The 26,327-nt window shown below is 68.1% G+C and carries 22 protein-coding genes; 13 read left to right on the forward strand and 9 right to left on the reverse strand.

Annotation, left to right across the window (positions count from 1 at the left end):
- Positions 1–2: 2 nt before the first annotated feature.
- From rfbD to AKG07_RS01450, 6 genes are all read left to right on the forward strand, one after another.
- Entirely contained in the window at positions 3–1,418 is a 1,416-nt protein-coding gene (rfbD, locus tag AKG07_RS01425; protein ID WP_053095635.1) for a dTDP-4-dehydrorhamnose reductase, read from the forward strand.
- Positions 1,415–3,559: an acyltransferase family protein gene (locus tag AKG07_RS01430; protein WP_082297774.1), complete on the forward strand. Its 2,145-nt coding sequence runs from the start codon at positions 1,415–1,417 to the stop codon at positions 3,557–3,559. The genes rfbD and AKG07_RS01430 overlap by 4 nt, the downstream gene beginning before the upstream one ends.
- A gap of 67 nt (positions 3,560–3,626) precedes the next feature.
- Complete coding sequence (locus AKG07_RS01435) at positions 3,627–5,705, forward strand: acyltransferase family protein (protein WP_053095637.1); 2,079 nt, start codon at positions 3,627–3,629, stop codon at positions 5,703–5,705.
- 92 nt (positions 5,706–5,797) lie between these two features.
- A complete protein-coding gene (gene glf, locus AKG07_RS01440) occupies positions 5,798–6,934 on the forward strand; it encodes a UDP-galactopyranose mutase (RefSeq protein WP_053095638.1) in 1,137 nt (378 codons plus the stop codon).
- A gap of 10 nt (positions 6,935–6,944) precedes the next feature.
- Positions 6,945–7,766, forward strand: a complete 822-nt coding sequence (locus tag AKG07_RS01445; protein WP_053095639.1) for an ABC transporter permease — start codon at positions 6,945–6,947, stop codon at positions 7,764–7,766.
- Positions 7,763–8,500, forward strand: a complete 738-nt coding sequence (locus tag AKG07_RS01450; RefSeq protein ID WP_053095640.1) for an ABC transporter ATP-binding protein — start codon at positions 7,763–7,765, stop codon at positions 8,498–8,500. The genes AKG07_RS01445 and AKG07_RS01450 overlap by 4 nt, the downstream gene beginning before the upstream one ends.
- 25 nt (positions 8,501–8,525) lie before the next feature.
- On the opposite strand, the gene AKG07_RS01455 is transcribed toward AKG07_RS01450, so the two are convergent.
- The 3 genes from AKG07_RS01455 to pseB are packed head-to-tail and all read right to left on the reverse strand — an operon-like array spanning position 8,526 to position 11,370.
- Complete coding sequence (locus AKG07_RS01455; RefSeq protein ID WP_445928295.1) at positions 8,526–9,368, reverse strand: cytidylyltransferase domain-containing protein; 843 nt, start codon at positions 9,366–9,368, stop codon at positions 8,526–8,528.
- Complete coding sequence (locus tag AKG07_RS01460; RefSeq protein ID WP_053095641.1) at positions 9,254–10,378, reverse strand: DegT/DnrJ/EryC1/StrS family aminotransferase; 1,125 nt, start codon at positions 10,376–10,378, stop codon at positions 9,254–9,256. Before AKG07_RS01460 ends, AKG07_RS01455 begins: the two co-directional genes overlap by 115 nt.
- 2 nt (positions 10,379–10,380) lie before the next feature.
- On the reverse strand, positions 10,381–11,370 hold the full coding sequence (gene pseB, locus AKG07_RS01465) for a UDP-N-acetylglucosamine 4,6-dehydratase (inverting) (RefSeq protein WP_053095642.1): 990 nt from the start codon (positions 11,368–11,370) through the stop codon (positions 10,381–10,383).
- Between the two features lie 106 nt (positions 11,371–11,476).
- On the opposite strand from pseB, the gene AKG07_RS01470 reads away from it, so the two are divergent.
- The gene (locus AKG07_RS01470) at positions 11,477–12,961 is read left to right on the forward strand and encodes a bifunctional UDP-2,4-diacetamido-2,4,6-trideoxy-beta-L-altropyranose hydrolase/GNAT family N-acetyltransferase (RefSeq protein ID WP_053095643.1); all 1,485 of its coding nucleotides are present in this window, start codon (positions 11,477–11,479) and stop codon (positions 12,959–12,961) included.
- A 10-nt stretch (positions 12,962–12,971) separates the two neighbouring features.
- On the opposite strand, the gene pseI is transcribed toward AKG07_RS01470, so the two are convergent.
- A complete protein-coding gene (gene pseI / locus AKG07_RS01475; RefSeq protein WP_053095644.1) occupies positions 12,972–14,033 on the reverse strand; it encodes a pseudaminic acid synthase in 1,062 nt (353 codons plus the stop codon).
- Between the two features lie 92 nt (positions 14,034–14,125).
- Here pseI and AKG07_RS01480 point away from each other — a divergent pair, with 92 nt between their 5' ends.
- The gene (locus AKG07_RS01480; protein WP_201778467.1) at positions 14,126–14,815 is read left to right on the forward strand and encodes a hypothetical protein; all 690 of its coding nucleotides are present in this window, start codon (positions 14,126–14,128) and stop codon (positions 14,813–14,815) included.
- 43 nt (positions 14,816–14,858) lie between these two features.
- The gene (locus AKG07_RS01485; protein WP_053095645.1) at positions 14,859–15,224 is read left to right on the forward strand and encodes a hypothetical protein; all 366 of its coding nucleotides are present in this window, start codon (positions 14,859–14,861) and stop codon (positions 15,222–15,224) included.
- 29 nt (positions 15,225–15,253) lie between these two features.
- Here AKG07_RS01485 and AKG07_RS01490 read toward each other — a convergent pair whose 3' ends face one another.
- The 4 genes from AKG07_RS01490 to AKG07_RS01505 all read right to left on the reverse strand — a co-directional run bounded on the left by AKG07_RS01490 (position 15,254) and on the right by AKG07_RS01505 (position 19,644).
- Positions 15,254–15,874, reverse strand: a complete 621-nt coding sequence (locus AKG07_RS01490) for a hypothetical protein (RefSeq protein ID WP_053095646.1) — start codon at positions 15,872–15,874, stop codon at positions 15,254–15,256.
- A gap of 4 nt (positions 15,875–15,878) precedes the next feature.
- Positions 15,879–16,835 (reverse strand): glycosyltransferase family 2 protein, encoded by a 957-nt coding sequence (locus AKG07_RS01495; RefSeq protein ID WP_053095647.1) that lies wholly within the window; start codon positions 16,833–16,835, stop codon positions 15,879–15,881.
- Positions 16,836–16,933: 98 nt separating this feature from the next.
- The gene (locus AKG07_RS01500) at positions 16,934–18,232 is read right to left on the reverse strand and encodes an O-antigen ligase family protein (RefSeq protein ID WP_053095648.1); all 1,299 of its coding nucleotides are present in this window, start codon (positions 18,230–18,232) and stop codon (positions 16,934–16,936) included.
- Positions 18,229–19,644, reverse strand: a complete 1,416-nt coding sequence (locus tag AKG07_RS01505; RefSeq protein ID WP_053095649.1) for an O-antigen ligase family protein — start codon at positions 19,642–19,644, stop codon at positions 18,229–18,231. Before AKG07_RS01505 ends, AKG07_RS01500 begins: the two co-directional genes overlap by 4 nt.
- Positions 19,645–19,728: 84 nt before the next feature.
- On the opposite strand from AKG07_RS01505, the gene manA reads away from it, so the two are divergent.
- From manA to AKG07_RS01525, 4 genes are all read left to right on the forward strand, one after another.
- The gene (gene manA, locus AKG07_RS01510; RefSeq protein ID WP_053095650.1) at positions 19,729–20,871 is read left to right on the forward strand and encodes a mannose-6-phosphate isomerase, class I; all 1,143 of its coding nucleotides are present in this window, start codon (positions 19,729–19,731) and stop codon (positions 20,869–20,871) included.
- 158 nt (positions 20,872–21,029) lie between these two features.
- Positions 21,030–21,347, forward strand: a complete 318-nt coding sequence (locus tag AKG07_RS18215) for a WhiB family transcriptional regulator (protein ID WP_072591048.1) — start codon at positions 21,030–21,032, stop codon at positions 21,345–21,347.
- A 92-nt stretch (positions 21,348–21,439) separates the two neighbouring features.
- Positions 21,440–24,421 carry a glycosyltransferase gene (locus AKG07_RS01520; protein WP_082297777.1) on the forward strand — a complete coding sequence of 994 codons (2,982 nt, stop codon included), beginning with the start codon at positions 21,440–21,442 and terminating at the stop codon, positions 24,419–24,421.
- Positions 24,418–25,800, forward strand: coding sequence for a DUF5719 family protein (locus tag AKG07_RS01525; protein ID WP_053095651.1), 1,383 nt, complete (start codon positions 24,418–24,420; stop codon positions 25,798–25,800). The genes AKG07_RS01520 and AKG07_RS01525 overlap by 4 nt, the downstream gene beginning before the upstream one ends.
- A gap of 30 nt (positions 25,801–25,830) precedes the next feature.
- Here the strand turns inward: AKG07_RS01525 and AKG07_RS01530 are convergent, their stop codons facing one another.
- Positions 25,831–26,172 (reverse strand): metallopeptidase family protein, encoded by a 342-nt coding sequence (locus AKG07_RS01530; protein ID WP_053095652.1) that lies wholly within the window; start codon positions 26,170–26,172, stop codon positions 25,831–25,833.
- Positions 26,173–26,327 lie beyond the last annotated feature (155 nt).

Here is a 26,327-nt window from a genome sequence, read left to right on the forward strand (position 1 = left end):
CGGTGAGCGAGATCGACTTCGGAAAGCCTCTGAGTCGCACCGAGACGACGATTCCCGGGCTCGAGATCTTCGATCTGCCCGTGCACGGTGACTCGCGCGGATGGTTCAAGGAGAACTGGCAGCGCGAGAAGATGACCGCACTGGGCCTCGCCGATTTCGGTCCGGTGCAGAACAACGTCTCCTTCAACGACGCCGTCGGCACGACCCGCGGGATCCACGCCGAGCCGTGGGACAAGTGGGTGTCGATCGCGACCGGTCGGATCTTCGGGGCCTGGGTCGACCTGCGAGAAGGCCCGACATTCGGAGCGGTCTTCACGGCGGAGTTGGATCCCTCGAAGGCGATCTTCGTGCCTCGCGGCGTCGGCAACTCCTACCAGACCCTCGAGCCTGACACCGCGTACACCTACCTCGTGAACGATCACTGGTCGCCGGACGCCTCGTACTCGTTCCTGAATCTCGCTGACGAGACCGTCGCGATCGAGTGGCCCATCCCGCTCGCCGAGGCCGAGGTGTCTGCGAAGGACCTCGCACACCCGCGTCTCGCGGATGTCGAGCCGGTCGCCCCGAAGAAGACCCTCGTCATCGGCTCGGGCGGGCAGCTGGGAACGGCGCTGCGAGCCGAGTTCGAAGGCGTCGGCAGCGTCGAATGGACGACGCGCGCGGATTTCGATCTCGGATCGACGACTCTGACCGACGCGCGACGGTGGCGCGACTACGACACGATCATCAACGCCGCCGCGTACACGGCCGTGGATCGTGCGGAGACGCCCGAGGGCAGGCGGGATGCGTGGGCGGTCAACGCCGCCGGACCGGCAGCTCTCGCTCGCATCGCTGCGGAGCACGGCATCACCCTCGTGCATGTGTCGAGTGACTACGTCTTCGACGGAACCGCCGAGCGACCGTACACGGAGGACGACGTCGTGTGTCCACTCGGCGTCTACGGCCAGTCGAAGGCGGCGGGCGATCTCGCCGTCTCCACAGCCCCTCGTCACTACATCGTCCGCACCTCGTGGGTGATCGGGAGCGGTGGGAACTTCGTCCGCACCATGGCCTCGCTGGCCGCGAAGGGAGTCGACCCGAAGGTCGTCGACGACCAGCGGGGGAGACTCACGTTCGCGGCCGAGATCGCGCGCCTCATCCGCACCCTCGTCGAGACCCGCCCGCCGTTCGGCGTCTACAACCTGACGTCCGAGGGCGAGCGCGTCACCTGGGCCGACATCGCCCGCCGTGTGTTCGAACTCGTCGGCGAGGATCCGGCGCGGGTCACGGGTGTGTCGACTGACGCGTACTTCGCCGCGGCGACGTCGCCCGTCGCTCCGCGCCCCACGAACAGCGTCCTCGACCTGACCCGGGTGCAGAGCATCGGCTTCACCCCTCGCGTGGGAGACGAACTCCTCAGGGAGTATCTCGGGTCGTGAGCGTGTCGTTGCGGAGCGCAGACGCTCCGACCGCGGCGCCGAAGGCGCGGGTGTTCCGAACCGACATCCAAGCACTTCGCGCCGTGGCCATCGGCCTGGTGGTGCTCAATCACCTCTGGCCGATGCGCCTGCCCGGCGGCTACGTCGGAGTCGATGTGTTCTTCGTGATCTCCGGCTTCCTCATCACGGGGCACCTGGTGGGCGAGATGACACGGACCGGGGGAGTGCGCCTCGGTGCGTTCTACGCCCGACGGATCCGGCGCCTGCTTCCGGCGGCGCTGCTCGTCCTCGCGGTGTCGCTCGTGCTTCTCGTGCTGTTCCTTCCCTACCCTCGCTGGGAGCGGGGCGCCTGGGAGGTCGCAGCGAGCGCGGGGTACGTCGAGAACTGGTTCCTGGCATCGATGTCGGTCAACTACTCGGCGCTCAATGATGCGGCGAGCGTGGTCCAGCACTATTGGTCGCTGTCGGTCGAAGAGCAGTTCTACATCGTCTGGCCCGTGCTGCTGGTGGCCGCGCTGGCCGTGTCGCGGCGCACCGGACGACCGGACACGCGACGCGGAGTGAGAGCGCGGACGGCCACGGCGCTGATCGCGGTCGTCGCGCTGGTGGGGGTCGCCTCCTTCGTCGCCAGCGTCGTCTACACGACCATGGCTCCGCCTCAGGCGTACTTCGCGACGTTCACGCGCGGGTGGGAATTCGCGATCGGCGGGGCGGTCGCGCTGCTCGGCAGTCGAACCCCGCTCGGACGCGCTGCGGCCGACATCGTCAGCCTGCTCGGATTCGGCCTCATCGTCGTCGCCGCCTTCGCCTATGATCATGCGACTTCTTTCCCCGGGTACGCCGCACTGGTGCCGGTTCTCGGCACCGCAGCGGTGATCCTCGCCGGAAACTCGCACGCCGCTCTCTGGCATGCGAAGGTGACCGCACTGAGACCTGTGCAGTGGATCGGCGGAGTCTCGTACTCGCTCTATCTCTGGCACTGGCCGCTCATCGTCGTCGCCCCGTTCGTCATCGGTGGCGAAGCGAGCACTCTCTCGAAGGTCGCGGTTCTGGCCATCTCGCTGGTGTTGGCCGTGCTCACGAAGAGGTTCGTCGAAGACGCCGGACAGACCTGGGGATATTGGCGCGGCTCCTCGCGCCGCGCGTTCGGACTCATGGTCACGGGGATGCTCGTCATCGCGGCGCTCGTGGCGGCGGTCCTTGCCGCATATGCGGCGAGGGTCGAGGCGGACAGCCCACCGGACGACCTCGCCGCGTCGACGTGCGAAGGGCCTTCGGCGCTCGCACCGGGGGCCGAGTGCGACGACCCTTTCGGGGCTGCGGACTATTCGGTGATGACCAAGAAGAACGAGTACTTCTACACGCCTGCGGAGTGCGGCGAGTTCCTGCCGATTCTCACGTATGGGGACCTCAAGACCACCCACGAGTGCGATTTCTCGCGAGGCGAAGAGGATCCGACGAGGGTATGGCTCATCGGGGACTCCCATGCGCAGCAGTGGCAGGGAGCTGTGTTCGACATCGCAGAGGAGCACGGCTGGATCGTCGACACGAGTTTCTACGGCGGGTGTCCCGCAGCCGACGTCGAGTTCATCGGGTTCCGCAGCGCGTGGGGTGCCGCCGACGTCGAGAGGTGCCGCGAGTGGTCGAGCGACCTCGCCGACACCGTCGCCGAAGAGGATCCGGACCTCGTCGTCACCGCGATGGCGTCGCGGCTCCAGCTGGTGGACGACGGCAGCGACCGGCCGCAGGTCGATCAGATGTCGGACGGACTGCTCGATTACTGGACGCGGTGGAGCGAGGAGGGGATCAAGGTGCTCGCGCTGGCGGATCCTCCGTTCAACGCTGAGGTCAGAAGCCCCGACTGCGTGCTGCACAATGCCGAGGACCCGAAGTCCTGCGCGCGCCCTCGAGCCGAGGCGCACCCGGTCGACCCGGTGGTCGTGGCGGGCGCTCAGGCAGAGTCACCGTCGATCAGCGTGCTGGATCTGACCGACCGATTCTGCGACGCGACATCGTGCTACGCCGTGGTCGGCGGCATCCCCGTCTACTACGACGCGGATCATCTCAATCTCGAATACGCCAGACTGCTGGGAACCGAGATCGACGCGGCGGCCGAGCGACTGCTCGCAACGGGCGGATAGGCTGGCAGAGGCAGACGGTCGACCCGAGACGACTGCGGCGACACCCCTCGCCGATACGCCGCCCCTCATGAAAACGACGCACCCGACACCGCTTCCTCCGACTGCGCCTGTCGCCGGGGATCCGCTCACCCGCCGCGCGGACATCGACGGTCTGCGCGCGCTCGCCATCCTGCTGGTCGTGGCGTACCACGTGTGGCTGGGGCGCGTCTCGGGCGGCGTCGACGTGTTCCTGATGGTCTCCGCCTTCTTCCTCACCGCGTCGTTCGTGCGACGAGTCGGGTCGGAGCGTCCGCTCGCGCTCGCGTCCTTCTGGTTGCGCCGCTTCCAGCGGCTGCTGCCCGCTGCGGCCGTGACGATCGTCGGCGTCCTCGGCGTCGCGTTCGCGGCGTATCCGCAGACCGAGTGGCCGCGCGTCTGGCGTGAGGCCTGGTCGAGTCTCTTCTACGTCGAGAACTGGACGCTGGCCCTGTCGGAGGTCGACTACTACGCTCGCGACTCCGTGACCCCGAGTCCGTTCCAGCACTTCTGGTCGCTGTCGGTCCAAGGACAGGTCTTCATCCTGTGGCCGCTCATCATCGCCGCGGTCTGGCTGATCCTCCGTCGTCGGCGCCACCTCGTCATCCCCGCACTCGCCGTGGTCTTCGGGACGATCTTCGTCGCCTCGTTCGCATTCTCGGTCGTCGAGACGATGCGCGCCCAGTCCTTCGCCTATTTCGACACCCGCACGCGACTGTGGGAGTTCGCGGCCGGCTCGCTCGTCGCGATCGCTCTCCCGCATGTCCGCGTCCGACCGTCGATCGCCGCATTCCTCGGTTGGGTCGGGATCGTCGGCATCGTCATGTGCGGAATCGTGCTCGACGTGCAGGGCGGATTCCCCGGGTATCTCGCTCTGTGGCCGGTGATCTGCACGGCGCTCGTCATCGTCGCCGGGCGCGACCGCCCGCGTGGCGGCCCCGCGATGATCCTCGAGTCGGCGCCGCTGCGATTCGTCTCCCATGACGCGTACGCGCTCTACCTCGTCCACTGGCCGGTCCTCGTGACCTGGATGATGGTGAGCGGCAGGTCCGAGCCGGGATGGCTGGCCGGCGCCGGTATCGTCCTGGTCTCGTTCGTGCTGGCGCGGATCGTGTCGACGCTCGTGGAGCGCCCGATCCGCGACGCCGCGTTCTTCGATGGCTCCGGTCGTCTCGGCGTCCTCGCACTCGCGGCCTCGGTCCTGCTGGTCGCCGCACCCCTCGCCGCCTGGCAGCTCACGATCCAGCATCGTGCGGCGGCGCTGATGGACAGCGACAGCGGCGGGTATCCGGGTGCCGCCCAGATCGACTCGCCGATCGATCTCGTCGTCACCGATCTCCCGCTGATGCCGCCGGCCACGGCGCTCGATGACGAGTGGGTGGACCTGAACGGCAGCTGCGCGGGAGACCTCGAACCTGTGGAGCCTGCGCTGGAAGGCAGCTGCGCCCAGACCGCGGCAGCGGAGGACTTCGACGCCTGGCGAGTGCTCGTGATGGGGGATTCGCACGCACAGCAGCTCATGTCGCCTCTCGTCGTTCTCGCCGATCAGCAGGGATGGGGCCTCGTCGCTCTGCTGAAGGGAGGGTGCGCCATCGGCATCGGAGCTCCGACCTGGTCGGCGGCGGGTACACCCTGCGACGAATGGCGCGCCGCGGCGATCGAGTATGCGATGAGGGTCCAGCCGGATGCGGTCTACCTGGTCGCGACCCGGGCGACGCCCTCGTCTCCCGAGGTTCTCGTCGAGGGGATCCGCGAGATCGCGGAGGAGCTCACGGCGAACGGCATCCAGGTGATCGCCGTGCGCGACAATCCTCGCTTCGATTTCGACATGTACGAGTGCGTGTCGGAGGATTCGGAGGTCGTTCCGGGTGCCGACGCCGCATCGTGCGACGTGCCCGAACTCGCCTTCGTCGACGGAGAGGATTTCGACGATCTCACGGCGGCTGACGGGGTGATCGCGGTGGACTTCCGACCCTGGCTGTGTCCTGAGGGCGTGTGCAGGGGCTCGATCGGCAACGTCGCCGTCTACATCGACGACAATCACCTCTCCGACTCGTATGGGCGCACGCTCGCCCCGATGCTCCAGCAGATGCTGGACGTGGGAGGGCGTGTCGGCACCGAGGCGGGCTGACAGGCAGCGCCGAGTGCGCTGCAGGTAGAGTTGTCTGCTGTGTGCCGCGCGACGCCGTGCGGATGTCAGCCTTGTGGGCAGAAAGCAGCAACATGGATCTTCTTGTCGTCGGGTCGGGCTTCTTCGGCCTCACCATCGCAGAACGCGCCGCCGAAGCAGGCCGCAAGGTGACGGTCATCGACCGTCGCCACCACATCGGCGGGAACGCCTACAGCGAGGCCGAGCCCGAGACGGGCATCGAGGTCCACCGCTACGGCGCGCATCTGTTCCACACCTCCAACGCCACGGTGTGGGAGTATGTCAACCGTTTCACGAGCTTCACGAACTACGTGCACCGCGTGTACACGACGCACAAGGGCACCGTGTTCCCGATGCCGGTCAACCTCGGCACGATCAACCAGTTCTTCCAGTCGGCCTACACGCCCGACCAGGCACGGGCCCTCGTGCGCGAGCAGGCGGGGGAGTTCGACGTCAAGACGGCGTCCAACTTCGAGGAGAAGGGCATCGCGCTCGTCGGCCGCCCCCTGTTCGAGGCGTTCTTCCGCGACTACACCGCGAAGCAGTGGCAGACGGATCCGCAGAAGCTGTCCGGCGACATCATCAGCCGCCTGCCTGTGCGATACACATACGACAACCGCTACTTCAACGACACGTGGGAGGGGCTGCCGACGGACGGCTACACCGCGTGGATCGAGCGGATGGCCGATCACCCCAACATCGAGGTGAAGCTGAACGTCGACTTCTTCGATGAGGCTCAGCCCCTGAACAAGAGGGCGACGGTCGGACAGCTGCCTATCGTCTACACAGGCCCCGTGGACCGCTACTTCGATTACACGGCGGGTGCCCTCAGCTGGCGCACGCTCGACTTCGAGCAGGAGGTGCTGAACATCGGCGACTTCCAGGGCACCAGCGTGATGAACTACCCCGACATGGACGTGCCGTACACGCGCATCCACGAGTTCAAGCATTTCCACCCGGAGCGTAAGGACGTCTACGAGTCGGACAAGACGGTCATCATGCGGGAGTTCTCTCGCTTCGCGAACCGCGAGGACGAGCCGTACTACCCGGTGAACACCCCGACGGACCGTGACGGCCTGCTCGCCTATCGCGAGCTCACGAGGGGCGAGAAGGACGTGCACTTCGGCGGACGCCTCGGCACGTACCAGTACCTCGACATGCACATGGCCATCGGCTCGGCGCTGTCGCTGTGGAACAACTCGCTCTCGTAGACTCGACACCGTGAGTCACGCTGCTGTCGGGGCGCCCGGGACGCCCCGGCGCTATCTGCATTCTCTGTGGTTGTTGTCGGCCAGAGACCTCAAGGTGCGGTACTCGACGAGCCTGCTCGGCTATCTGTGGTCGGTGCTCGATCCGCTCGTCATGAGCGTGATCTACTGGTTCGTCTTCACGCAGATCTTCAACCGCGACGTCGGCGAGGATCCGTACATCGTGTTCCTCATCAGCGCTCTGCTGCCCTGGGTGTGGTTCAACACGTCGGTCACGGACTTCACGCGCGCGTTCAAGAAGGATGCGCGGCTCGTACGATCCACCGCGATCCCGCGCTCGATCTGGGTCAACCGCATCGTGTTGAGCAAGGGAATCGAGTTCCTCTTCTCGCTGCCTGTGCTCGCTGCCTTCGTGATCATCAACCTGCTGGTCGAGCAGGATCCGGCGCACACGGTGCAGGTGGGCTGGGGAGTCCTCTGGGTGCCGGTCGCGATCTTCCTGCAGACCGTCCTGCTCGTGGGCCTGGGGCTTCTGGTCGCCCCGCTCTGCGTCCTCTTCGTCGACCTGGAGCGCACGACCGCGCTGATTCTGCGCGCCATGTTCTACGCGACGCCGATCATCTACAACGTCACCGACCTCCCCGGCATCTTCCAGACGCTCGGTGCATTCAATCCTCTCGCCGGGATCTTCATGCTCTATCGGATGCCGTTCTTCCCCGACCAGTGGAATCTCTTCACTCTGCTGGTCAGCGTGGGCATGACCCTCGTCATTCTGGCGCTCGGCGTATGGACCTTCCGGTCCCTCGAGCGCACCGTGCTGAAGGAGCTGGGATGACCGTCGCGATCGAGGCCAACGGGCTGGGCGTTCGGTTCCGCCGCAATCGCCGTGGGCGCCAGAACTTCAAAGACCTGTTCGCTCCTGCGGCGCGGCGGTCGCGCTCGGGTGAGTTCTGGGCACTGCGTGACGTCTCGTTCACGGTGCAGCAGGGGGAGTCGATCGGCGTCGTCGGGCGCAACGGCCAGGGCAAGTCCACGCTGCTCCGTCTCGTCGCGAACGTGCTGCTCCCCGACGAAGGGGCGGTGACCGTGCACGGTGGAGTCGCCCCGCTGATCGAGATCACGGGCGGCTTCGTGGGAGATCTGACCGTGCGGGAGAACGTCGCCTTGATGGCGGGTCTGCACGGAATGCCGCGCGACGCTGTCGCGCTGCGCTACGACGACATGATCGCCTTCGCCGAGCTGGCGGGATTCGAGGACACTCCCTACAAGCACCTGTCCAACGGCATGAAGGTGCGCCTGGCGTTCTCGGTCGTGTCCCAGCTCGACGAGCCGATCCTGCTCGTTGACGAGGTTCTCGCCGTTGGAGACAAGGCGTTCAAAGACAAGTGCTACAAGCGCATCGACGAGCTCCTCGCCGAAGGGCGCACGCTCTTCTTCGTCAGCCACAACGAGCGGGACCTCCGTCGCTTCTGCACCCGAGGTCTGTATCTCGACAAGGGCACGCTCGCCCTGGACGGGCCGATCACCGACGTCCTCGACCGGTACAACGCCGACTACAACCGCGGCTGAGCGGGATTCGCCGGCGATCTCCCGGTCATTCCCCGAGCTTCTTCTGTTCGACGTGCGCGTTGAACGCGGCGAGCTCGGGATGCGCGTCGAGCACCGCCACGATCCCGTTCGCGTCCAGCGACGCGGCACCGTGCTCTTCGATCAGCCTGCGGATGACCGTCAGGTCCTCCGCAGTGTCCAGCGTCACCCGATAGCGCGAGGCATCGACGTCCTGCGTGATCGAGTGGATGTTCGCCCGCGGTGACCCGCCCGCGTAGAGATAAGGGGTGACGTGCTCGCGCTCCGCCGGCTCGGTGGCGTTCCTGTCGGCGTCGGCGAGAGCGGCCGCGGAGAACACCTCGAAGTCGAAGCCTCGCGGGTACGTGCGCTGGAGGACGTTGGAGACATGAGCGTGAGGATCGTCCAGCTCGATGAACCGACGGACGCCTTCGAGGACCACGGCGGGATCGATCAGCGGGCAGTCCGACGTCACTCGGACGACAACATCCAACTCGGCGGAGGAAGCCGCCCCCGCGAACCGACTCAGCACATCGGTCTCGCTGCCGCGGAACACGTCGATGCCGCGTGCGTGCCCGAGCGCGGCGAGAGGGTCGTCTGCGGCGTTCGTGGTGGTGGCGAGCACGATCGGCAGATCGGTGGCGGCGAGCCTGTCGAGGTGGTGGTCGAGCATGGAGCGGCCGCCGGCCGGGATCAGCACCTTCCCCGGAAGACGGGTGCTGGTCATCCGCGCCTGCGTGATGATCCCGATCCGCGTCAACGCAGAGCCCTGAGAAGCGACTCGACGACCTGGTCGACCTGGTCGTCGGTGAGCTCGGGGTGGATGGGGAGCGAGAGCTCCTCGGCGTAGAAGGCCTCCGCGTTCGGGCACATTCCGCGGCGATAACCGGCGTCCGCGTACACGGGGTGCCAGTACACGGGCATGTAGTTGACCTGCACCCCGATGCCGTCCGCGCGCATCCGGTCGAAGACCGTCCGACGGCGTCCGTCGAGGATGCGCACCGGATAGAGATGCCGGATCAGCTCGACGTCGTCACGCTGGATCGGAGTACGGACCCCGTCGACGCCTGCGAGAGCCGCGTCGTAGCGCCGCGTGATCTCGGCGCGTCGCCGCCGGAACGACTCGAGCCGCGCCAGCTGGGCGATCCCGAGTGCACAGGCGATGTCGTCGAGGCGATAGTTGAACCCGAACTCATGGACTTCCTGATGCCACGCGCCTTCCGTCGTCATCGCGAAGCGATCGGCATCCCGCACCAGCCCGATGAAGTGGAACTCATGGGCGCGCTGGGCGATCTTCGGATCCTTGGCGACGAGCGCACCGCCCTCGCCGGTCGTGAGGTTCTTCGTCGGGAAGAACGAGAACGTCGTCAGGTCCGCGAGATCGCCGACCGGCCGACCCCGGTACGTGCTGCCGATCGAATGGGCGGCGTCGTCGAGGACGAGCGCGTCCACACGCGCCGCGATCTCTGTCAGTCTGTCGTAGTCGGCGGGGTGTCCCGCATAGTCCACGGCGGCGATCACCTTGGTGCGTTCATCGACGAGGGCGTCGACCGCGTCCGGGTCGATGAGCGCTGTGTCCTCCTCGACGTCTGCGAAGACGATGTCGGCCCCGAGGACCGACGCCATCGAGGTCGTGGCGATGAAGGTCATCGGAGTCGAGATCACGGTGTCTCCGTGCGTGACCCCCGCAGCCGCGTACGCCATGTGCAGCGCCGCCGTGCCCGAGGTCGCGGTGACGGCCCGGTGCCCGCCGGCGATCTCGCCGAGTCGCGCTTCGAATGCGGCCACTGCCGGGCCGGTCGTGAGCCAGTCGCCACGGAGCACCTCGACGACGGCCTGGATGTCCTCCTCGGAGATCGACTGCCGTCCGTAGGGCAGCATCGTCAGATCCCCGCCACGATGATCTCGGAGATCTCCTGCTGCGAGTACCACTGATCGTTGCTGTCCGACCGGTACGCGAAGCCCTCCGGCACGGGTACGGCTCCGGCGGGCATCTGATAGCCCCAGGACGCGAGGTCGGGCTGGATGATGAAGTACTTCCCATCGCTGACCGTGACGGCGCGACGGCCCTCTTCCGGGCTGATCATCTCCTCGTGGAGCTTCTCGCCCGGGCGCAGGCCCACATCGACGAGTTCCGCTCCCGGCACGACGGCGTGGGCGAGATCGGTGACCTTCATCGACGGGATCCGCGGAACGAGGAGCTCGCCGCCCTGCATGAGCTCGAACGTGTCGATCACCATCTCGACCGCCTGGGGGAGTGTGATGAAGAACCGCGTGCATCGAAGATCAGTGATGGGAAGCGGCTTTCCCTCGGCACCCAGGCGGGAGAAGAAGGGGATGACCGAGCCGCGGGATCCCATGACGTTGCCGTAGCGGACCACCGCGAACCGCGTGTCGTACGCGGCTGCGTAGTGATTGCCGGTGATGAAGAGCTTGTCGGCCGTGAGCTTGGTCGCACCGTAGAGGTTGATCGGACTCGAGGCCTTGTCCGTCGACAGCGCGACGACGCGCTTCACACCGGCGTCGATCGACGCCTCGATCACGTTCTGGCTGCCGAGGATGTTCGTCTTCACGAACTCGAACGGGTTGTACTCGGCCGTGTCCACCTGCTTGAGGGCAGCGGCGTGAACGACGTAGTCGACGCCGTGCAGCGCGCGAGCGAGTCGCCTCTCGTCGCGGATATCGCCGATGAACCACCGGAGTCGAGGGTCGTCGCCGAACTGCTGCCGCACCTCGTACTGCTTGAGTTCGTCGCGCGAGAAGATGACGAGACGCCGGGGATTGATGTGGGTCAGGGCGTGACGTATGAACGCCTTGCCGAACGACCCGGTGCCGCCAGTGATGAGGATGCTCGCGCCCTCGAGAACCGACACTCTGTCTCCTCAGCGTTGTCGTGATGGCACGGATGCTCGGGTTGTTCCATGCCCGGCCTATCCTATCGGGTGGGCGCAGCCGCGCCCCCGAGGAGAGGGACGTGTGATGAGCGGGCGACGGGTCCTCCTGCACTGCAATGCCGGTGTCGAGGCGGGCATGGGGCACCTCATGCGCACTCTCACCATCGCCCGCGAGGCGCGGGACCGGGGGTGGGCGGCGTCGGTGTTCGGCGATGTGGATGCGGTCGGTGCGGAGGTCCTGCGCCGGATGGATCCGGAACTCGAGCTGCTCACCGTGGACGGCGCCGCGGCGAGCCTCGGCGACTTCGCGGAGCTCGGGCGGGACGCCGACGTGATCCATCTGGACACCTATCGCGAAGTCCCCGACCTCTCGTCCCTCGCAGTGCTGCTCAGCAACATGCAGGATGGTCCGTTCGGTGTGCGCGACGCCGATCTGGCCATCGATGCCAATCTGGCGTCCGAGCGCACCTTCGCGAGTCCTGAACGCAGCCGGAGTCATCTGGCCGGCATCGACGCGGCTGTCGTACGCGCTCAGGTGCTCGCTCAGCGCGACGCCCTGAGAACGGCGGCGGCAGCGCCTCGCGTGCTGATCGTGATGGGCGGCACGGACCCTCACGGCGTGACCGCGCGCGTCGTCGCCGCGTTCGATCGCGTTCCTTCTCCGGTGGAGATCACGGTGATCGACCCCCGGCGGCGTCCCGACGTGCTGTCCGCGGCGGGGTCCTCGCGTCATGCCGTCCAGGTCCTCGGCTTCGTCGAGGACCTCCCCGCGATCGCCGCGTCCCACGACCTGGCCGTGACAGCTGCCGGCACCTCGGTCTGGGACTTCGCGTGCATGGGTCTTCCCATGGCGCTCGTCTGCGTGGCGGACAACCAGCGGGTCGGCTACCGTCAGGTCGTCGAACAGGGGCTCGCGGTGGGCCTCGGGGAGCCGCCCCATCACGGACTCGAGGAGAGGATCGGCGCGCTCGCCGATCTCCTGGCTTCTCCGGCATCGCTCGCCCGGACGGCCGCCGAGCTGAAGCGGACCGTCGACGGACTCGGGAGCTGGCGGATCGTGGCGTCCTGGGAACAGCTGCTGACGACCCGCCCTTCCGTCGAGCCTCCCTCCGGACTCGTCGCCCGTGCGGCGAACGTCGACGACGGGCGGAGACTGTTCGAGTGGCGCAACGACCCGGAGGTCCGCTCCGGCTCGCGCTCACGCGGCGAGATCGACTGGAGATCGCACACCGATTGGCTCGCGCGAAGCCTGCGGAACCCCGACCGGCGACTCCTGATCGTCGAGTCCGACGGAGTGCCGGTCGCCACCTGCCGATGGGACCGACGGTCGGCCGACGAGTGGGAGATCTCGATCACGGTCGCACCCGAGAGCCGTGGCCGCGGGCTGGCGGCATCGGTGCTCCAGGCCGCGGAGCGAGCCCTCGCCGCACAGCCGCCGGTGCGCATGGTGGCCACCGTGCACGGCGACAACGTCGCATCACGACGATTGTTCGAGCGCGCCGGCTATCTGCCGTACCTGCCTGCCGACGATGACGGCTTCCTCACCCTCGCCCGGTGGCGGCTCTCGTAGGACTCGCGGTCTAGAGCGCATCCCAGGTCAGCGGGGTGCCGCGTTCGACGTCTCGCGTGAACGTGCGTCCGCTCACCAGGGCGAAGTCATCGGGGCGGAGTCCGCCGGCGGGGCGGATCGACCGCACGTTCTCGGGTCCCACGGTGTCGCCGGCTCGGACGTCGGCGACGACGAACAGCGAACGGCGAAGGGCGAGCACCGCTTCTTCCTGAGCGGTCGGTCCGAAGGACACACCGCTCGCGGACGCGACGCGCGCCTGTTCGGAGGCCACGACGAGAGCGCTGAACTCGTCGGGTGTGAGAGAGAAGTCCGCGTCGACGCCGCCGTCCGTTCGGTCGAGCGTGACGTGCTTCTCGATCACGACCGCGCCGAGGGCCGCAGCGGCGACCGCGACCCCGATCCCGAGCGTGTGGTCCGAGAGCCCCACCGGCACGTCGAAGGCGTCTCGGAGCGCCGCGATGTTGCCCAGTCGCGCCTCTTCGGGAACCGCGGGGTAGGCCGCTGTGCAGGCCAGCAGCACGAGCTGGGTGCCTCCGGCACCGCGGATGGCGGTGACCGCCGCATCGATCTCCGAGAGCGTCGCCATGCCGGTCGACACGATCATCGGCTTACCGGTGCGGGCGACCTCCCGGAGGAGCGGGATGTCGACGATCTCAGCGGATGCCGTCTTGTAGATCTCGACCCCCAGCTCTTCGAGGAACGAGACCGAGCTCGGATCGAAGGGCGTCGAGAAGGGGATCAGTCCATGGCTGCGCGCGCGATCGAAGATCGGCGCATGCCACTCCCACGGCGTGTGAGCCTCCTGGTAGAGGGAATAGAGGTTCCTGCCGCCCCAGAGCCCGTGGTCGCTCGCGACCCGGAAGGCGGGCTTGTCGGAGTCGATTGTGAGCGTGTCGGCGGTGTAAGTCTGGATCTTGAGAGCGTCGGCGCCGGTGGCGGCGACCGCGTCGACGATCGCGAGCGCCCGATCGATGTCGCCGTTGTGGTTTCCCGACATCTCAGCGATCGTGAACACGGGGGAGCCGGTGCCGATGCTCGCCGTGGAGAGCGGGATGGTCTGCGAAGAAGTCACGCCGACAACTCTAGACGCGTCCTCTCCGTGACTCGCCGCCCCGCCGATGGGACAGCCGCCGCGGTGCCCTAAGCTGAGGTCTCATGGGGCGTGTGACGGATCTTGTCGGTGATGACAGGGCGATTGCCGGAGAGGTCGACTTCTACGACCGACTCCGTCCGCTCGTCACGGCATACGGGCGAGCGGATACCGCTCGTCGGATCGCCGTCGTCGGAAATCAGCCGCTCGAGCCGTCCGACGAGCGCGCCGCGAGGATCGACACGGCTGACATCGTGTTCCGAGTCAACGGCTTCCGTGTCGACGACGTCGACGGCATGCCGTCGGTGGGTCGGCGCGCCGACGTCGTCGTGTTCAATCGCGGTGTGCGTCCGACGCCCTGGTTCTTCGAGGGCTACTCCGAGCGCCTCTACCTGATGATCGAACCCGGGCGCCTCCTCTGGGAGAACCCGAAGCTCCCGGCCTTCTGGCCCGCGGATCTCGGAATCGTGACGATGCCGAACCGCGAGGTGGTGCTGCCACTCGGCGAGGCGATGGGAGCCGATCCGCGCAGCGGTGGCCAGTGGGCGACGACGGGGACGGTGATGCTCTGGATCGCCACCCGCCTGTTCCCGGACGCCGCGGTCGATGCAGCCGGATTCTCCTTCGTCGACGCGCCGGATCAGACATCATGGAACCACGCCTACGGAGACCCCTCGGCGGTCGGAGCAGAGCACCGGATCGACCTGGAGTCGGCGCTCGTGCGGCACTGGATCGACTCCGGCCGCGTCACCTATCACCGCTGAATCCCACAGACCATCGACAATCACCCGAATGATTGAGGACTGAATGCTGAACCGACTCCGTCGCAGACTCGACGCCGTCGTCGAACGCCGTGTAGACGCGAGAGTGGACGCCCGCATGGGGCGTGCTCTCGAGCAGGTCGAACACGCGCAGCGCGACTACGAGGCACGCCTCGCGGGAACCCAGGCCGACTTCTCTTACATCAGATCCGAGTTCGATCGCATCGCTCCTCAGGTCGCCGCGCTCGAGCAGCGGTTCGAGTGGCTCCGCGTGCGCCTCGATGTGGCTGATCTGGAAGCCGACGAGGCGCTCAGCCGCGCCCAGTCGGAGCACGAGCGCGCGCGACTGCGCCTCGAACTCGCGGCGCACTACGAGGAGCGCCTGCGCCGCCTCGAGTCCGACGGCGACTGAGCCGAACGGATCGGGCCGCCGCCGCGGGGTCAGAGCCCGACGAGGCCTCGAAGCTGATTCGCGGCCGAGCGTGCGCTGTCGACGCTCGGCTGCATCCCTGCGGCCGCGTCGGAGTGCAGCGAGCTGAGCGCCTGGTCGTACTCGCTCAGCGCGCTGCCCCAGGCGGATTCGATGGATGAGGGCGGAGCGCTCTCGCCGAGCCGCTGCGCGTCGGCCTGGAGGCTCTCGATGACCTCGGTCGCGTCCTGTCCACTGGACTCGCTGACGATCTGCAGTCCTGTCAGCGCATCATCGAGCCAGCCCTGAACCTGTCCGCGGAAGGCGTCGACCGAGGGGTCCGCGACGGGGGGCGGGGTCGTGATCGGTGTCATCGTCGGCGCGGGCTCCGCCGTCGGCTGAGGGGTCTCGGTCTGCGTCGGCGACGCTGACGGGGACGGGGACGGGGATGTCGATGCCGACGCGGAAGGGGAGGGCGAGCCGCTGGCTCCCGGAGTCGGGGTCTCGCCCCGCGGGAGGAGGAAGAACAGCAGTACGCCCACGATGACGAGCACGGCGACGACGAGCCCGACGATGAGCCAGACACGACCACGATTGCTCGGCTTCGGCTCCAGTGGCGCCCAGCGGAGTTCCGGCTGCGGTTCGTCGGTCATGCGGTCAGTCCTCCAGAGCGGGCATGGGCGTCCAGGAGCGATCGCGGCCGAGCTTGCCGCCCTCCTTGAGTCCCCGGAACAGATTGCTCGTTCCTCGCACCGTGCGCTCGACGAAGAGGAGGCGGATGAGCTCCTTCGCGAACGTCATCGACGTCCCGAGGCCGAACAGCACGGGGTTGTAGTTGCGGTGAACGCGGTAGTACTGCTTGATGTACGCCCGGTTGCGCATGATGTAGAACCGGTAGGCGTTGCTCGAGGCGTTCATGTGGCGGATGCCCATGTCCCACTGCTTGATCTCGCGAGTGCGTCGCAGGACGAACTCGTCGACGATCACCGCAGTGGTCTTGCGCGAGGCGAGCCACCCGTACATCTGGTCATCCCAGTAGATGAAGAAGCGGTGGTCGGGCAGACCGATCTGCTTCACGATGGACCGATGGATGAACATGCCTTCGAAGCATCCGCTGTTCATCTCCTTGTAGCCCGACGCATCGAACCCGGACGGCGCGAACGGGATCGGGATGCCCATGCGCTCGGCGATCCGGTACTGCCAGTAGAACTCGCTGCCGTCGTAGTCGTATCGGCGGCCCTGGATGCTCTTGAACCGCGGGGCCCACTTGCCCATCTTCGCCAGGCCGTCGGTCACGACCTCGACGTCGTCGTCCATCATCCAGATCCACTCCGAACCCAGCTCGTACGCCGTGCGCATGCCTTCGCTGAAGCCGCCCGACCCGCCGGTGTTCGTCTCGAGGCGTCGGTAGATGATCTCGGTGCCGAGCCGAGGACGGAAGGAGTCGACGACCTCGGTGGTGTCGTCGGACGAGGCGTTGTCGATGATCACGACGTGGCCCGGCTTCGGGTCCATCGCCGTGATGCTCTCGAGGAGGCCGGTCAGGAGGTGAGACCGGTTGTACGTGACGATGACGATCGTCGCGGAGGCCGGGTCGAAGGGGGCGTGAGTCACGAGGTGAAATCTCCGGAGGCTCGGGGCCCGCAGGGCGCCGCGAGCAGATCCACCCTACCCGGAGCAGTTCGGAATCCGCCGAGGGCGCGGCGCGGAGGTCAGCGTTCGGGACGCAGCGTCGGGATCGCTCCGGTGTGCGCGGCGTCGATGTTCTCCCGCCACGACCTCGTCTGGCCGGCCCGCAGCGCACAGAGCACGAGCATGAACCAGCCCGCGCCGACGATCGTGAAGCTCTCGAACATCGACTCGACGGCGAGTGTGACGAGCATGAGCGGGGTCCAGGCGTAGACCACCGAACGTCGAGCGCTCGCGACGAGCCAGGACCGGACGGTGGCGATGCCGCCGAACAGGAGGAAGAGCACGAGGCCGGCGGCGCCCAGTTGCAGCAGGACGTCGAAGTACGCGTTCAGCGCGCTCTGGTGGTGGTCGTCGAGCAGGAAGTTGATGTACGTGAACGGGAACTCTCCGCGGGCCCACGCGCCGTACCAGCCCCACCCCTCGACCGGCTTGAGAGCGACGAAATCGAGGATCGTGTTCCACAGGGTCGCTCTGATCGAGAAATCCGAGCCGGCATCGAGCAGCGCGATGATCACATGGCGCAGTGCGAACGCGGCGGCGAGGGCGAGAGCGACGAGGACACCGAGCACCCACTGCACGATGGTCCGCCGCTCGGGCGGGGTGTGACGGACGATCGCGAGCGCGACGGCGACGACGCCGACTGCGGCCGCGAGCACGAGCACGGTGGGGGAGGAGGAGAAGAAGGCCAGCAGCGCCGCGAGCGCGATCGAGGGGATCGCGATGCGAGCGGTCAGCGACTGCGACCGCCACTCCACCACGAAAGTGATGAGTGCGATCACGGTGACGAAACCGAGCATGTTCCTGCTGCCGAAGATCCCCTGCACGGGTCCGCCGACGGCCAGGTCTCCCTGGATGCCGAGGAAGAGGAAGGGCGTGTCGAGCAGCACGCCGGAGAGGAGCTCCAGGCCCAGAGACACGAGGAGGAGGAACCTCAGCGAGTCGCCCAGGGCGCGGACGGTCTGGAGGGTGTCGCGGATGTGGCCGACGGTGATCGCCAGGAAGGCGAAGCCGAAGAGCTCCATCCAACCGAAAGCGGTGTCGGACTTGTCGGTCGTCCACACGATGCTGACGGCGGCCCACGCCAGGAAGGCCAGCAGCGAGGAGGGAGCGATCCGCAGCAGCGACAGCTCCTCCCTGCGCACCCACAGGATCCAGGCGCCGACGACGCACAGGACGGCGATGATCGTCGCGAGGGTGACCGATGAGGCGATGTGCTCGATCGCGAACGACGAGAAGACCGCTGTGAGGACCGCGATCGTGTACGCGCGGGCGAACTCGGCCGAGCCGAGCAGATCGCTCAGACGACGTTCGGGCGTCACGGAACCCGCCGGCTTCGCTCGCCGCGCTCGATCACACGCTCGCGTTCACCGACGCCGACCAGGGGCACGACCTTGATCTTGAACGAGAGCAGGACCAGCAGCATCCAGCCCCAGAGCATGATCGGGGTCGATTCCGTCAGACCCTGCACGAGCAGCACGACCGTGAAGAGGCTCGGAAGCAGAGTGATCGCCGAATAGTCGCGGTCCGACCTCAGATCCCAGCGCGGGCGGTCGATGGCGAAGAACCACGAACGCCAGAGCAGGCTGAGATAGGCGAGAGCCATGAGGACGACCCCCACCACGCCCAGCTGCATCAGGACGTCGAGCCACATGTTGTGCGCGTGGAACACGGTGATGCCGTGATCCTCGATCCATCCGGCGAAGGCAGGATCGAAGGGGACCCAGGGACTCGAGAACCCGTTGCCGAAGATCGGATGCTCCGCGGCACGCGCGAGGACCTTGTCCCAGATCTTGTCGGAGCGCCCGGTGAGGTCTGCGCTGCGACCGATGAGGGCGAACAGGGGTTCACGCAGGAGCCAGACGGCGGATCCGATGACCACGGCGCCGCCGATGAACAGCACATACAGTCGGGTTCGTGCGCCCGGAGACGTCGCGCGGCGCATCAGCAGGGCGACGACCAGGACTGCGGCGGCAGCGGCGGCGCACACGTATGCCGTCGCGGATCCGGCCCGGACGAGGAAGTATCCCGCGAGGAGGGCCCAGAGCGCGAGAGTGGTGCGCCAGCGCGTGCGCGCGGCGAACAGCACGCCGAAGGTGAGGATCGCGAACAGGCAGATGATGGCGAGCACGTTCGAATTGCCCACGATGCCCTGGATCCGGCCGCCGTCCACGAGGTTGCCGCGAACCCAGTACCAGTGGGCGTCGGTCTCGCCGTCCGGCCGCACGAAGAAGTTCGGCAGGATCGGAGCGTGGACCACAAGGGCGACCCACAGTTCGAGCGCGAGAGACAGGCCGAGGATCCACTTGAACGCGGAAGCGAGCGCCCGCACGATCTCGTGCCAGGTCAGCACGTGGACGATGAAGAGCGCGTTCACCGTGACGGTGGCGAGCAGGACCCAGGTGATGATGGTCGCTCCGCGCCACTGAGACCACGCGACCGAGAGCAGCGCCAGCGTGGTGTAAGCGACGGCGGCCCAGGGCAGGCGACGCCACGCGAACGCGGCAGGTCTGCGACGGGCGATCATCGGAACGCCGATGGAGAGCGTCGCGATCAGGAACACGACGAGGGTGATGAATGCGCCGATCTCGCCCACGAGGTTGTACACAGCCGAGTGCGCGAAGGTCGCGAACAGCACCAGGCCGATGTACCCGCGCAGCAGAAGATGCCCCGTGGACTCGCGCTCGGGAGCGGCGGGCGGGGCGGCGACCGGGTGCTTCGTGTATTGCGCCATCGCGTTCAGGCTACCGCGCGGAAGTCGCGAGTCACCGATGGGACGGTCGTGGCACCGTGGGTTCCCTGCCAATAGCCTGGTGGCATGCTGCTCAGTCTCTCGAATGCACCCCGTGACTACGCGTGGGGATCCCCGACGCTCCTGGCCGACCTGGAAGGCCGCACCCCCACGGGTGCGCCTGAGGCGGAGGTGTGGTTCGGCGACCACCCGGGAGACCCGTCCGACGTGCAGGGCGGCGGGACGCTGGACGCCGTCACGGGCGGTGCTCTGCCGTACCTGCTCAAGCTCCTCGCGGCTGCATCGCCCCTGTCCATCCAGGTGCACCCGACCGTCGAGCAGGCGAGAGCCGGGTGGGCGAGAGAATCGACGCTCGACGCCACGGACCCGACTCGCAACTACCGCGATGACAACCACAAGCCCGAGCTGATCGTCGCCCTGAGCGAACGGTTCGAATCCCTGAGCGGGCTGCGCCCCGTCGGCGACACCCTGGGTCTGCTGGGGGAGTTGGAGCAGAGCGCCGGGGTCGAGGAACTCGCTGATCGTCTCCGCGGTGAGGGCGACGTCCTGCGCGACACGATCGGCTGGCTGCTGTCCGGCGATGCGCGGTCCGTGGTCGACGACGTCGTCGCCTCGGTGAGCGCGGCCGCAGCCTCCGCGTCGGGCGAATGGGCCGAGACGCTCCGCGGTGTGGCGGCGATCGCGGAGACCTATCCGGGAGACCCCGGTGTGGTCGTCGCGCTGCTCATGAACCACGTGGTGCTTCGCAGGGGCGAGGGCATCTTCCTGCGGGCCGGGCTCCTGCATGCCTACATCGCCGGTCTCGGGGTGGAGATCATGGCGGCGAGCGACAACGTCCTGCGCGGCGGTCTCACGCCCAAGCGCATCGATGTGGCCGAGCTGCTCTCGGTCCTCGACACGACGACCGGCGAGGTGCCGGTGCTGCGCCCGTCGACGGAAGGTGCGATCACGGAGTACCCGGTGCCCGTCGCGGACTTCTCGCTGAGAAGGGTCGAACTCGACGGCCAGGACGTCGTCATCGACGTGGACGGACCGACGATGGTCCTCGCGACGTCCGGTCGCGTCAGGGTGGGCGGTGCGGACGGTGCAGTGCTCGATGTTCCGGTCGGCACCGTCGCGTTCGCGTCCGCCGACGAGGTCCGATTGACCGTCGGCGGCCAGGGCGAGGCGTTCGTCGCATCGCCCGGCGATCTCGCCTCCGGCCGCTGACTCCTCGGGCGGACGTGCGACACGCCGTACGGAGGTCAAGAACCTTCAAGACCGGATTGAGGGTTTACGATCCGCGACTTGACCGATGGGAATGACACGGGTGTAATTAGTTGAGCACGGCCCGCCGAGGGGGCGGAATTTAGGGGTTGGAGAGCGAGATGACGGGTTACCGTTCAGACGTACCGGAGAACTGGTTCGTCGATCCGATCAACCTCGGTGTTCCCGGGGTTCGCAAGGTCGAGACCGACGATGACAATGCTCTCGCATGGCAGAGCGATGCACTGTGCTCGCAGACTGATCCTGAGGCCTTCTTCCCCGAGAAGGGCGGATCGACCCGCGACGCCAAGAGGATCTGCACATCCTGCGATGTCCGCGGCGAGTGCCTCGAGTACGCGCTCAACAACGACGAGCGCTTCGGAATCTGGGGCGGTCTCTCCGAGCGCGAGCGCCGCAAGCTCAAGCGCCGCGCGAGCTGACCCGGCAGTGATTCGTCCGCGTTCATAGCTTCGCGGCCACGCCGGGTCGGGTCAGCCCCCGATTCCTGTCGCACGCATAGGCTGACCACGTCATGCCAGCCCGAGTTCACGCAATCATCGTCGCGCGCCCCGGTTCCTCCGCCCGCGCGCAGCTGCTCCGCACACTCGATGCGTTGCGCTCCCAGACGACGCCCGCAGCCGCCATCACCCTGGTGATGTGCGGCGACGCGGCGTCGGCTCGCGAGAGCGAGGCCGTGACGAGCGCAGTCGAGGGCATCATCCAGGCGCGCGGCAACACCTCATTCGCGGATGCCGTCGAACTCGCCAGACCCCGCATCCTCGAGGGCAGCGCCGTCTGGCTGCTCGCACAGGACACCGCTCCGCACCCGCGAGCGCTCGAGCGCCTGATAGGCACTCTCGAACGATCTCCGTCGGCGGCGATCGTGGCGCCCAAGCTCGTGCAGACCGACAACGACCGCGAGATCGTCTCTCTGGGCGTCAGCATGACGACTCTGGGGCGCTCGGTGGAGCTGGCCAGCGGCGAGCTCGACCAAGGACAGCACGATGCCAGCGACGACGCGCTCGGTGCGGACATCCGCGGCATGCTGATCCGCGGTGAGGTCCGCGATGCGCTCCGTCCGGATCCGGCGCTCGCGGGAGCCGACCTGGGTCTCGACCTCGGAGTCCGTGCCCGCCTCGGTGGCGGACGCGTCGTGCTCGCGCCCTCGGCGCGCGTATCCGTGTCACCGGACGGACCAGGGACACCTCCGACCGCGCGGGGCAGGCGCGCGTTCGCGACCAGACTCGCCCAGCTGCACCGCCGCCTCGCTTATGCCCCGGCGATCTCCGTCCCGCTGCACTGGCTCACTCTGCTTCCTCTCGCGCTCTGGCGATCCATGGCCGACCTGATCGGCAAGCGGCCGGAGGCCGTCGCGCCCGAGTGGGCGGCTGCGGTGACGGCGATGTTCCGCTTCGGCGCGATCGCGCGGTCTCGTTCTCGCATCCGCTCCTTCCGCACCTCGAGCTGGTCGAGCATCGCCCCGCTGCGTGTGAGCAGCTCCGATCTTCGTCGTCGGCTGGATGACGGCCACGGCAGCGAGGGCGGAGCGGTCAGTGAGCTCCGGTTCTTCTCGGGCGGCGGCGCCTGGGCGGTGCTGGGCGCCCTCGTCGTCAGCATCGCGACCTTCACCACGATCCTCGCGTGGCCCGTGCTCGGTGGCGGTGCGCTGCTTCCGCTGCGGTCGACGGTGGGTGCGCTGTGGAATGACGCCGCCTGGGGGCTGCGCGGTCTCGGAGTCGACGTCGTCGGCCCCGCGGATCCCTTCTCCGGAGTGCTCGCTGTGCTCGGCTCCCTCTGGCCGGCCGCCCCGTCGTTCTCCCTCGTGCTCCTCTGGGTGCTGGCGCTGCCCCTCGCCGTGCTCGGCGGCTGGTTCGCGGCCACGCGAGTGACCGATCGTGCGGGTCTGCGCATCTTCGCCGGAATCGTGTGGGCGCTCGCTCCCACCTTCCTCACCGCGCTCGTCGACGGTCGCCCCGCCGCTGTGCTGGTGCACCTCCTCCTGCCCTGGCTCTTCCACGCAGGGGCAGTAGCCCATCGTTCGTGGGGCGCAGCAGGTGCAGCATCGCTCCTCTTCGCCGCGGTCACGGCATGTGCGCCCTCGCTCGCCCCGGCACTCCTCCTGCTGTGGGTCGTGGCGCTCGGCATCACCCTCGCCGGCGCTCGTATCCGCGGAGCCGTCCGCCTGGTCTGGGTGCCGATTCCCGCCGTCGCCCTCTTCGCGCCGCTCGTGGTCTGGCAGCTGAGCCGCGGAGACATCCTCGCGGTGCTCGCGGATCCCGGCTCGATCTGGGCCGGTCCGCAGGCAGCGGCCGATGCCGCAGGCAGACTCGCGTTGGCCAGCGGATTCCCCAGCGGTGACATGGCCGGGTGGGCGACGTGGCTCGGCCTCGAGCTCGCGCCGTGGGTGGGGGTGCTGCTCGCCCCGCTCGCGCTCCTCGCTCTCGCATCAGCGGTCGCCCCGCGCTGGCGAGCCGGAATCACTCTTCTGCTCGTCGCGCTCTGCGGCCTGGCCACCGCGTTCTTGGCCGTGGGAGTCGCCGTGTCCTTCGCCCAAGGGACTCCCGTCGCCATCTGGCCGGGTTCGGGTCTCAGCCTCGCGTGGATCGGCGTCACCGGAGCCGCCCTCGTGACGCTCGACACCGCGGTGACCATGCCACGGGTCCGGGTGCTCAGCGCGGCGGTCGCCGGTCTTGCGATCGCCGTGTGCGCTGTTCCTGCCCTGGCCGCGGTCCACGCGGACGAGTCGGAGCTCCGAGACGGTCCCGCATCGACGCTGCCGGCGTATGTCGCAGCGCAGGCGGGTGCCGACCGTCAGATCGGAACCCTCGTGCTCACCCCGCAGAACGACGGCGGCCTGGCGACCGAGGTGGCGTGGGGCGGAAGCGAGACGCTGAGCGCCCAGACGACGATCCTCTCGACAGCGACGGAGCTGCGCGGCTCCGACCTCACGACGCTCGCGGTCGATCTGCTCTCGGCCAGGGACTTCGATGCGGCTGATGAGCTGGCTCGGACGGGGATCTCGTACGTCCTGCTCGCACAGGTCTCGGGTGAGGAGTCGGACCGTGCTCGCTCTCTGCGCACGGCCGCGGTGACATCGCTCGACCAGCGGGCCGGTTTCGTCCAGGCCGGCTCGACCGACCGTGGTGTGCTCTACAGGCTCGAGGCCGACGCCTCGCCACGGGCTCCGCTCTCGACCGCTCAGCAGGCGACAGCGCGCCTCGTGATCACGGTCCAGCTCGTGCTCGTGCTCGCGGCGCTGCTGCTGTCCGTGCCGACACGTGCGTCGCGGCGAGCAGCTCGCGCCCGCTCGCGCATCGTCGGACGAGCACCGGAAGAGCCGCTCGTGCTGCCTCGGCACCCCGAGGACCGCGACGGCGCCGCAGAACCGCACGGCGATCCGGAGGTCGCTGAGACAGCCGCAACAGCCGACGCCGCGCCCTCGGACGGGCCCGAGCCGGATGCGGCAGTCGAGGCCCAGCCGTCGACCGAACAGGGTGAGGAGGAGCGGCGATGATCCGCAACCGCGCGTTCCGGGTGGCGGCGACCGGCGCTCGAGTCCTGACAGGCGCCGTCGTCGCAGGAGCGTGCGTCGTCGGTGTCGTCGTCGGCATCACCGCGCCGTGGCCGACTGTCGCGCACGAGCCCGCTCAGGCGCAGGTGGCGCCCCTTCCGGGTGACACCGTTCTCGTCTGCAACGGTGACCTTCGCGCGGTCGGTCGAGATCCCTCCAACCCGCTCGAGATGGTGTCGGCGGCGTCTCCCCAAGTGACCTCCGAGGGGTCGTCCGGGCGACCGGAGTCGAGTCCCCTGCCTGCGAAGGACCTCGCCGACGGCGGGTCCGCGCAACGCCTCGTGGGCCCTGTCGAGGGACGCCAGGCGCCGCTGCTCGGCGCCACGGAGTCGGTCAGCGTGCAGGAGGCGGACCTGTTCGGTCTCGCCGCGGCGCCCTGCCGTCCTGCGGGAATCGAGTCGTGGCTCGTCGGCGGAACGGTCGCCACCGGGACCGAGGACCTGATCGTTCTCACGAACCCCGGGGTCGTGCCCTCCACTGTTTCTCTCGGCGTGTTCGGGTCTGCGCGGGCGTCCAGCACCGTGATCGTCCCCGCGGAGTCTCAGGTCGCGCTCGCGCTGTCATCGATCGCCGCCGGATCGGACTTCCCGATCGTCAAGGTGACCGCGACAGGGTCGCCCGTGCGCGCTGTACTGCAGTCGTCGCTCACCCGGACCCTCGATCCCTCGGGCATCGACCTGCAGGATGCGGTTCCCGCTGCGCAGCGTCAGCCGGTGCTCCCGGGCATCCAGGTCTTCGAGAACCAGGGCGACAACGCAGACATGGCGGTTCTGCGGCTGATGTCACCCGAGGTCGATTCCCAGGCCGTCGTGACGGTCAGAGAGGTCGGTGCGTCCACGATCGCCGACGAGTTCACCGTTCCGCTCACCGCCGACGCGCCCACCGAGCTGTCGCTCTCCGCGCTGTCGCCGGGGGACTACACGATGAGCATCGAATCGGACAACCCTGTGCTCGCCGCGGTGCGGCAGCAGGATGTCGCCGGGCCGCAGGACGATTTCGCCTGGGTCACGCCGGCGCCGGAGCTCGAGGATGACGTGTACGTCGCCGTTCCTGCCGGGCCGACGCCGCGCCTCGTGCTCGCCAACGACGAGGATTCCGATGCGACGGTGCAGGTCGCATCGACATCGGGCGGAGAGCCCGTCGAGGTCACTGTCCCCGCCCACTCGTCGGCGTCGGTCGATGTGACGCCGCGCACGGTGTATGCGCTGTCGACCTCGGCGCCGGTGCATGCCTCCGTCACGATGAGCGCGTCCGGAGCGCTCGCGGTCTGGCCGGTATGGCCGGCTGCGGGAGCGCAGCAGAGCATCACCGTCTACCCGTGACCTGCGGACCGGCGAGGACGGTCTCTGCGCTCAGTGCTCGTGGCCGCCGAGGTCCCAGGGCTCGCGGCCGACGTACTCGGCCGCAGCTCTGAACACGGCGCTCTCGATCGCCATCCTGCGGTGGGCGGAGTCGTCGTGTCCCGGCGGCAGCAGCCGTTCGATGGGAAGCCGGAAGAGCACGATGCGCGCCTTCTCGTGATCGAGGTACCAGCGCGGGACCTCGTCTGCGGCCTCGAACGCGGGCATGGCGCCGATCTCGAACCGCACCTCCTGCAGTTCGGGCCAGGTTCCTCGAAGGAACTCCACCGCAGTGCCGACGGTCAGATCGAACCGGTCGATGCGCCCGTCGAGAGGGGCGAGTGGAGGGCGCACGACCTCGCTGCGTCCGAGCCGACCGTGGCGCCCGTGCCTGGCCCCGCGGCGGGGTGCGTCAGAGGTGCGGGAGCGACGGGGCATAGCGAAAGTCTAGGCCGAGTCCGACGGGCGCGGCGGCGCGGCATCCGCTCATCCGATGAACCTCGACGTAG

Origin of the sequence: Microbacterium sp. CGR1, assembly GCF_001266755.1 — a bacterium.
GTDB lineage: Bacteria > Actinomycetota > Actinomycetes > Actinomycetales > Microbacteriaceae > Microbacterium.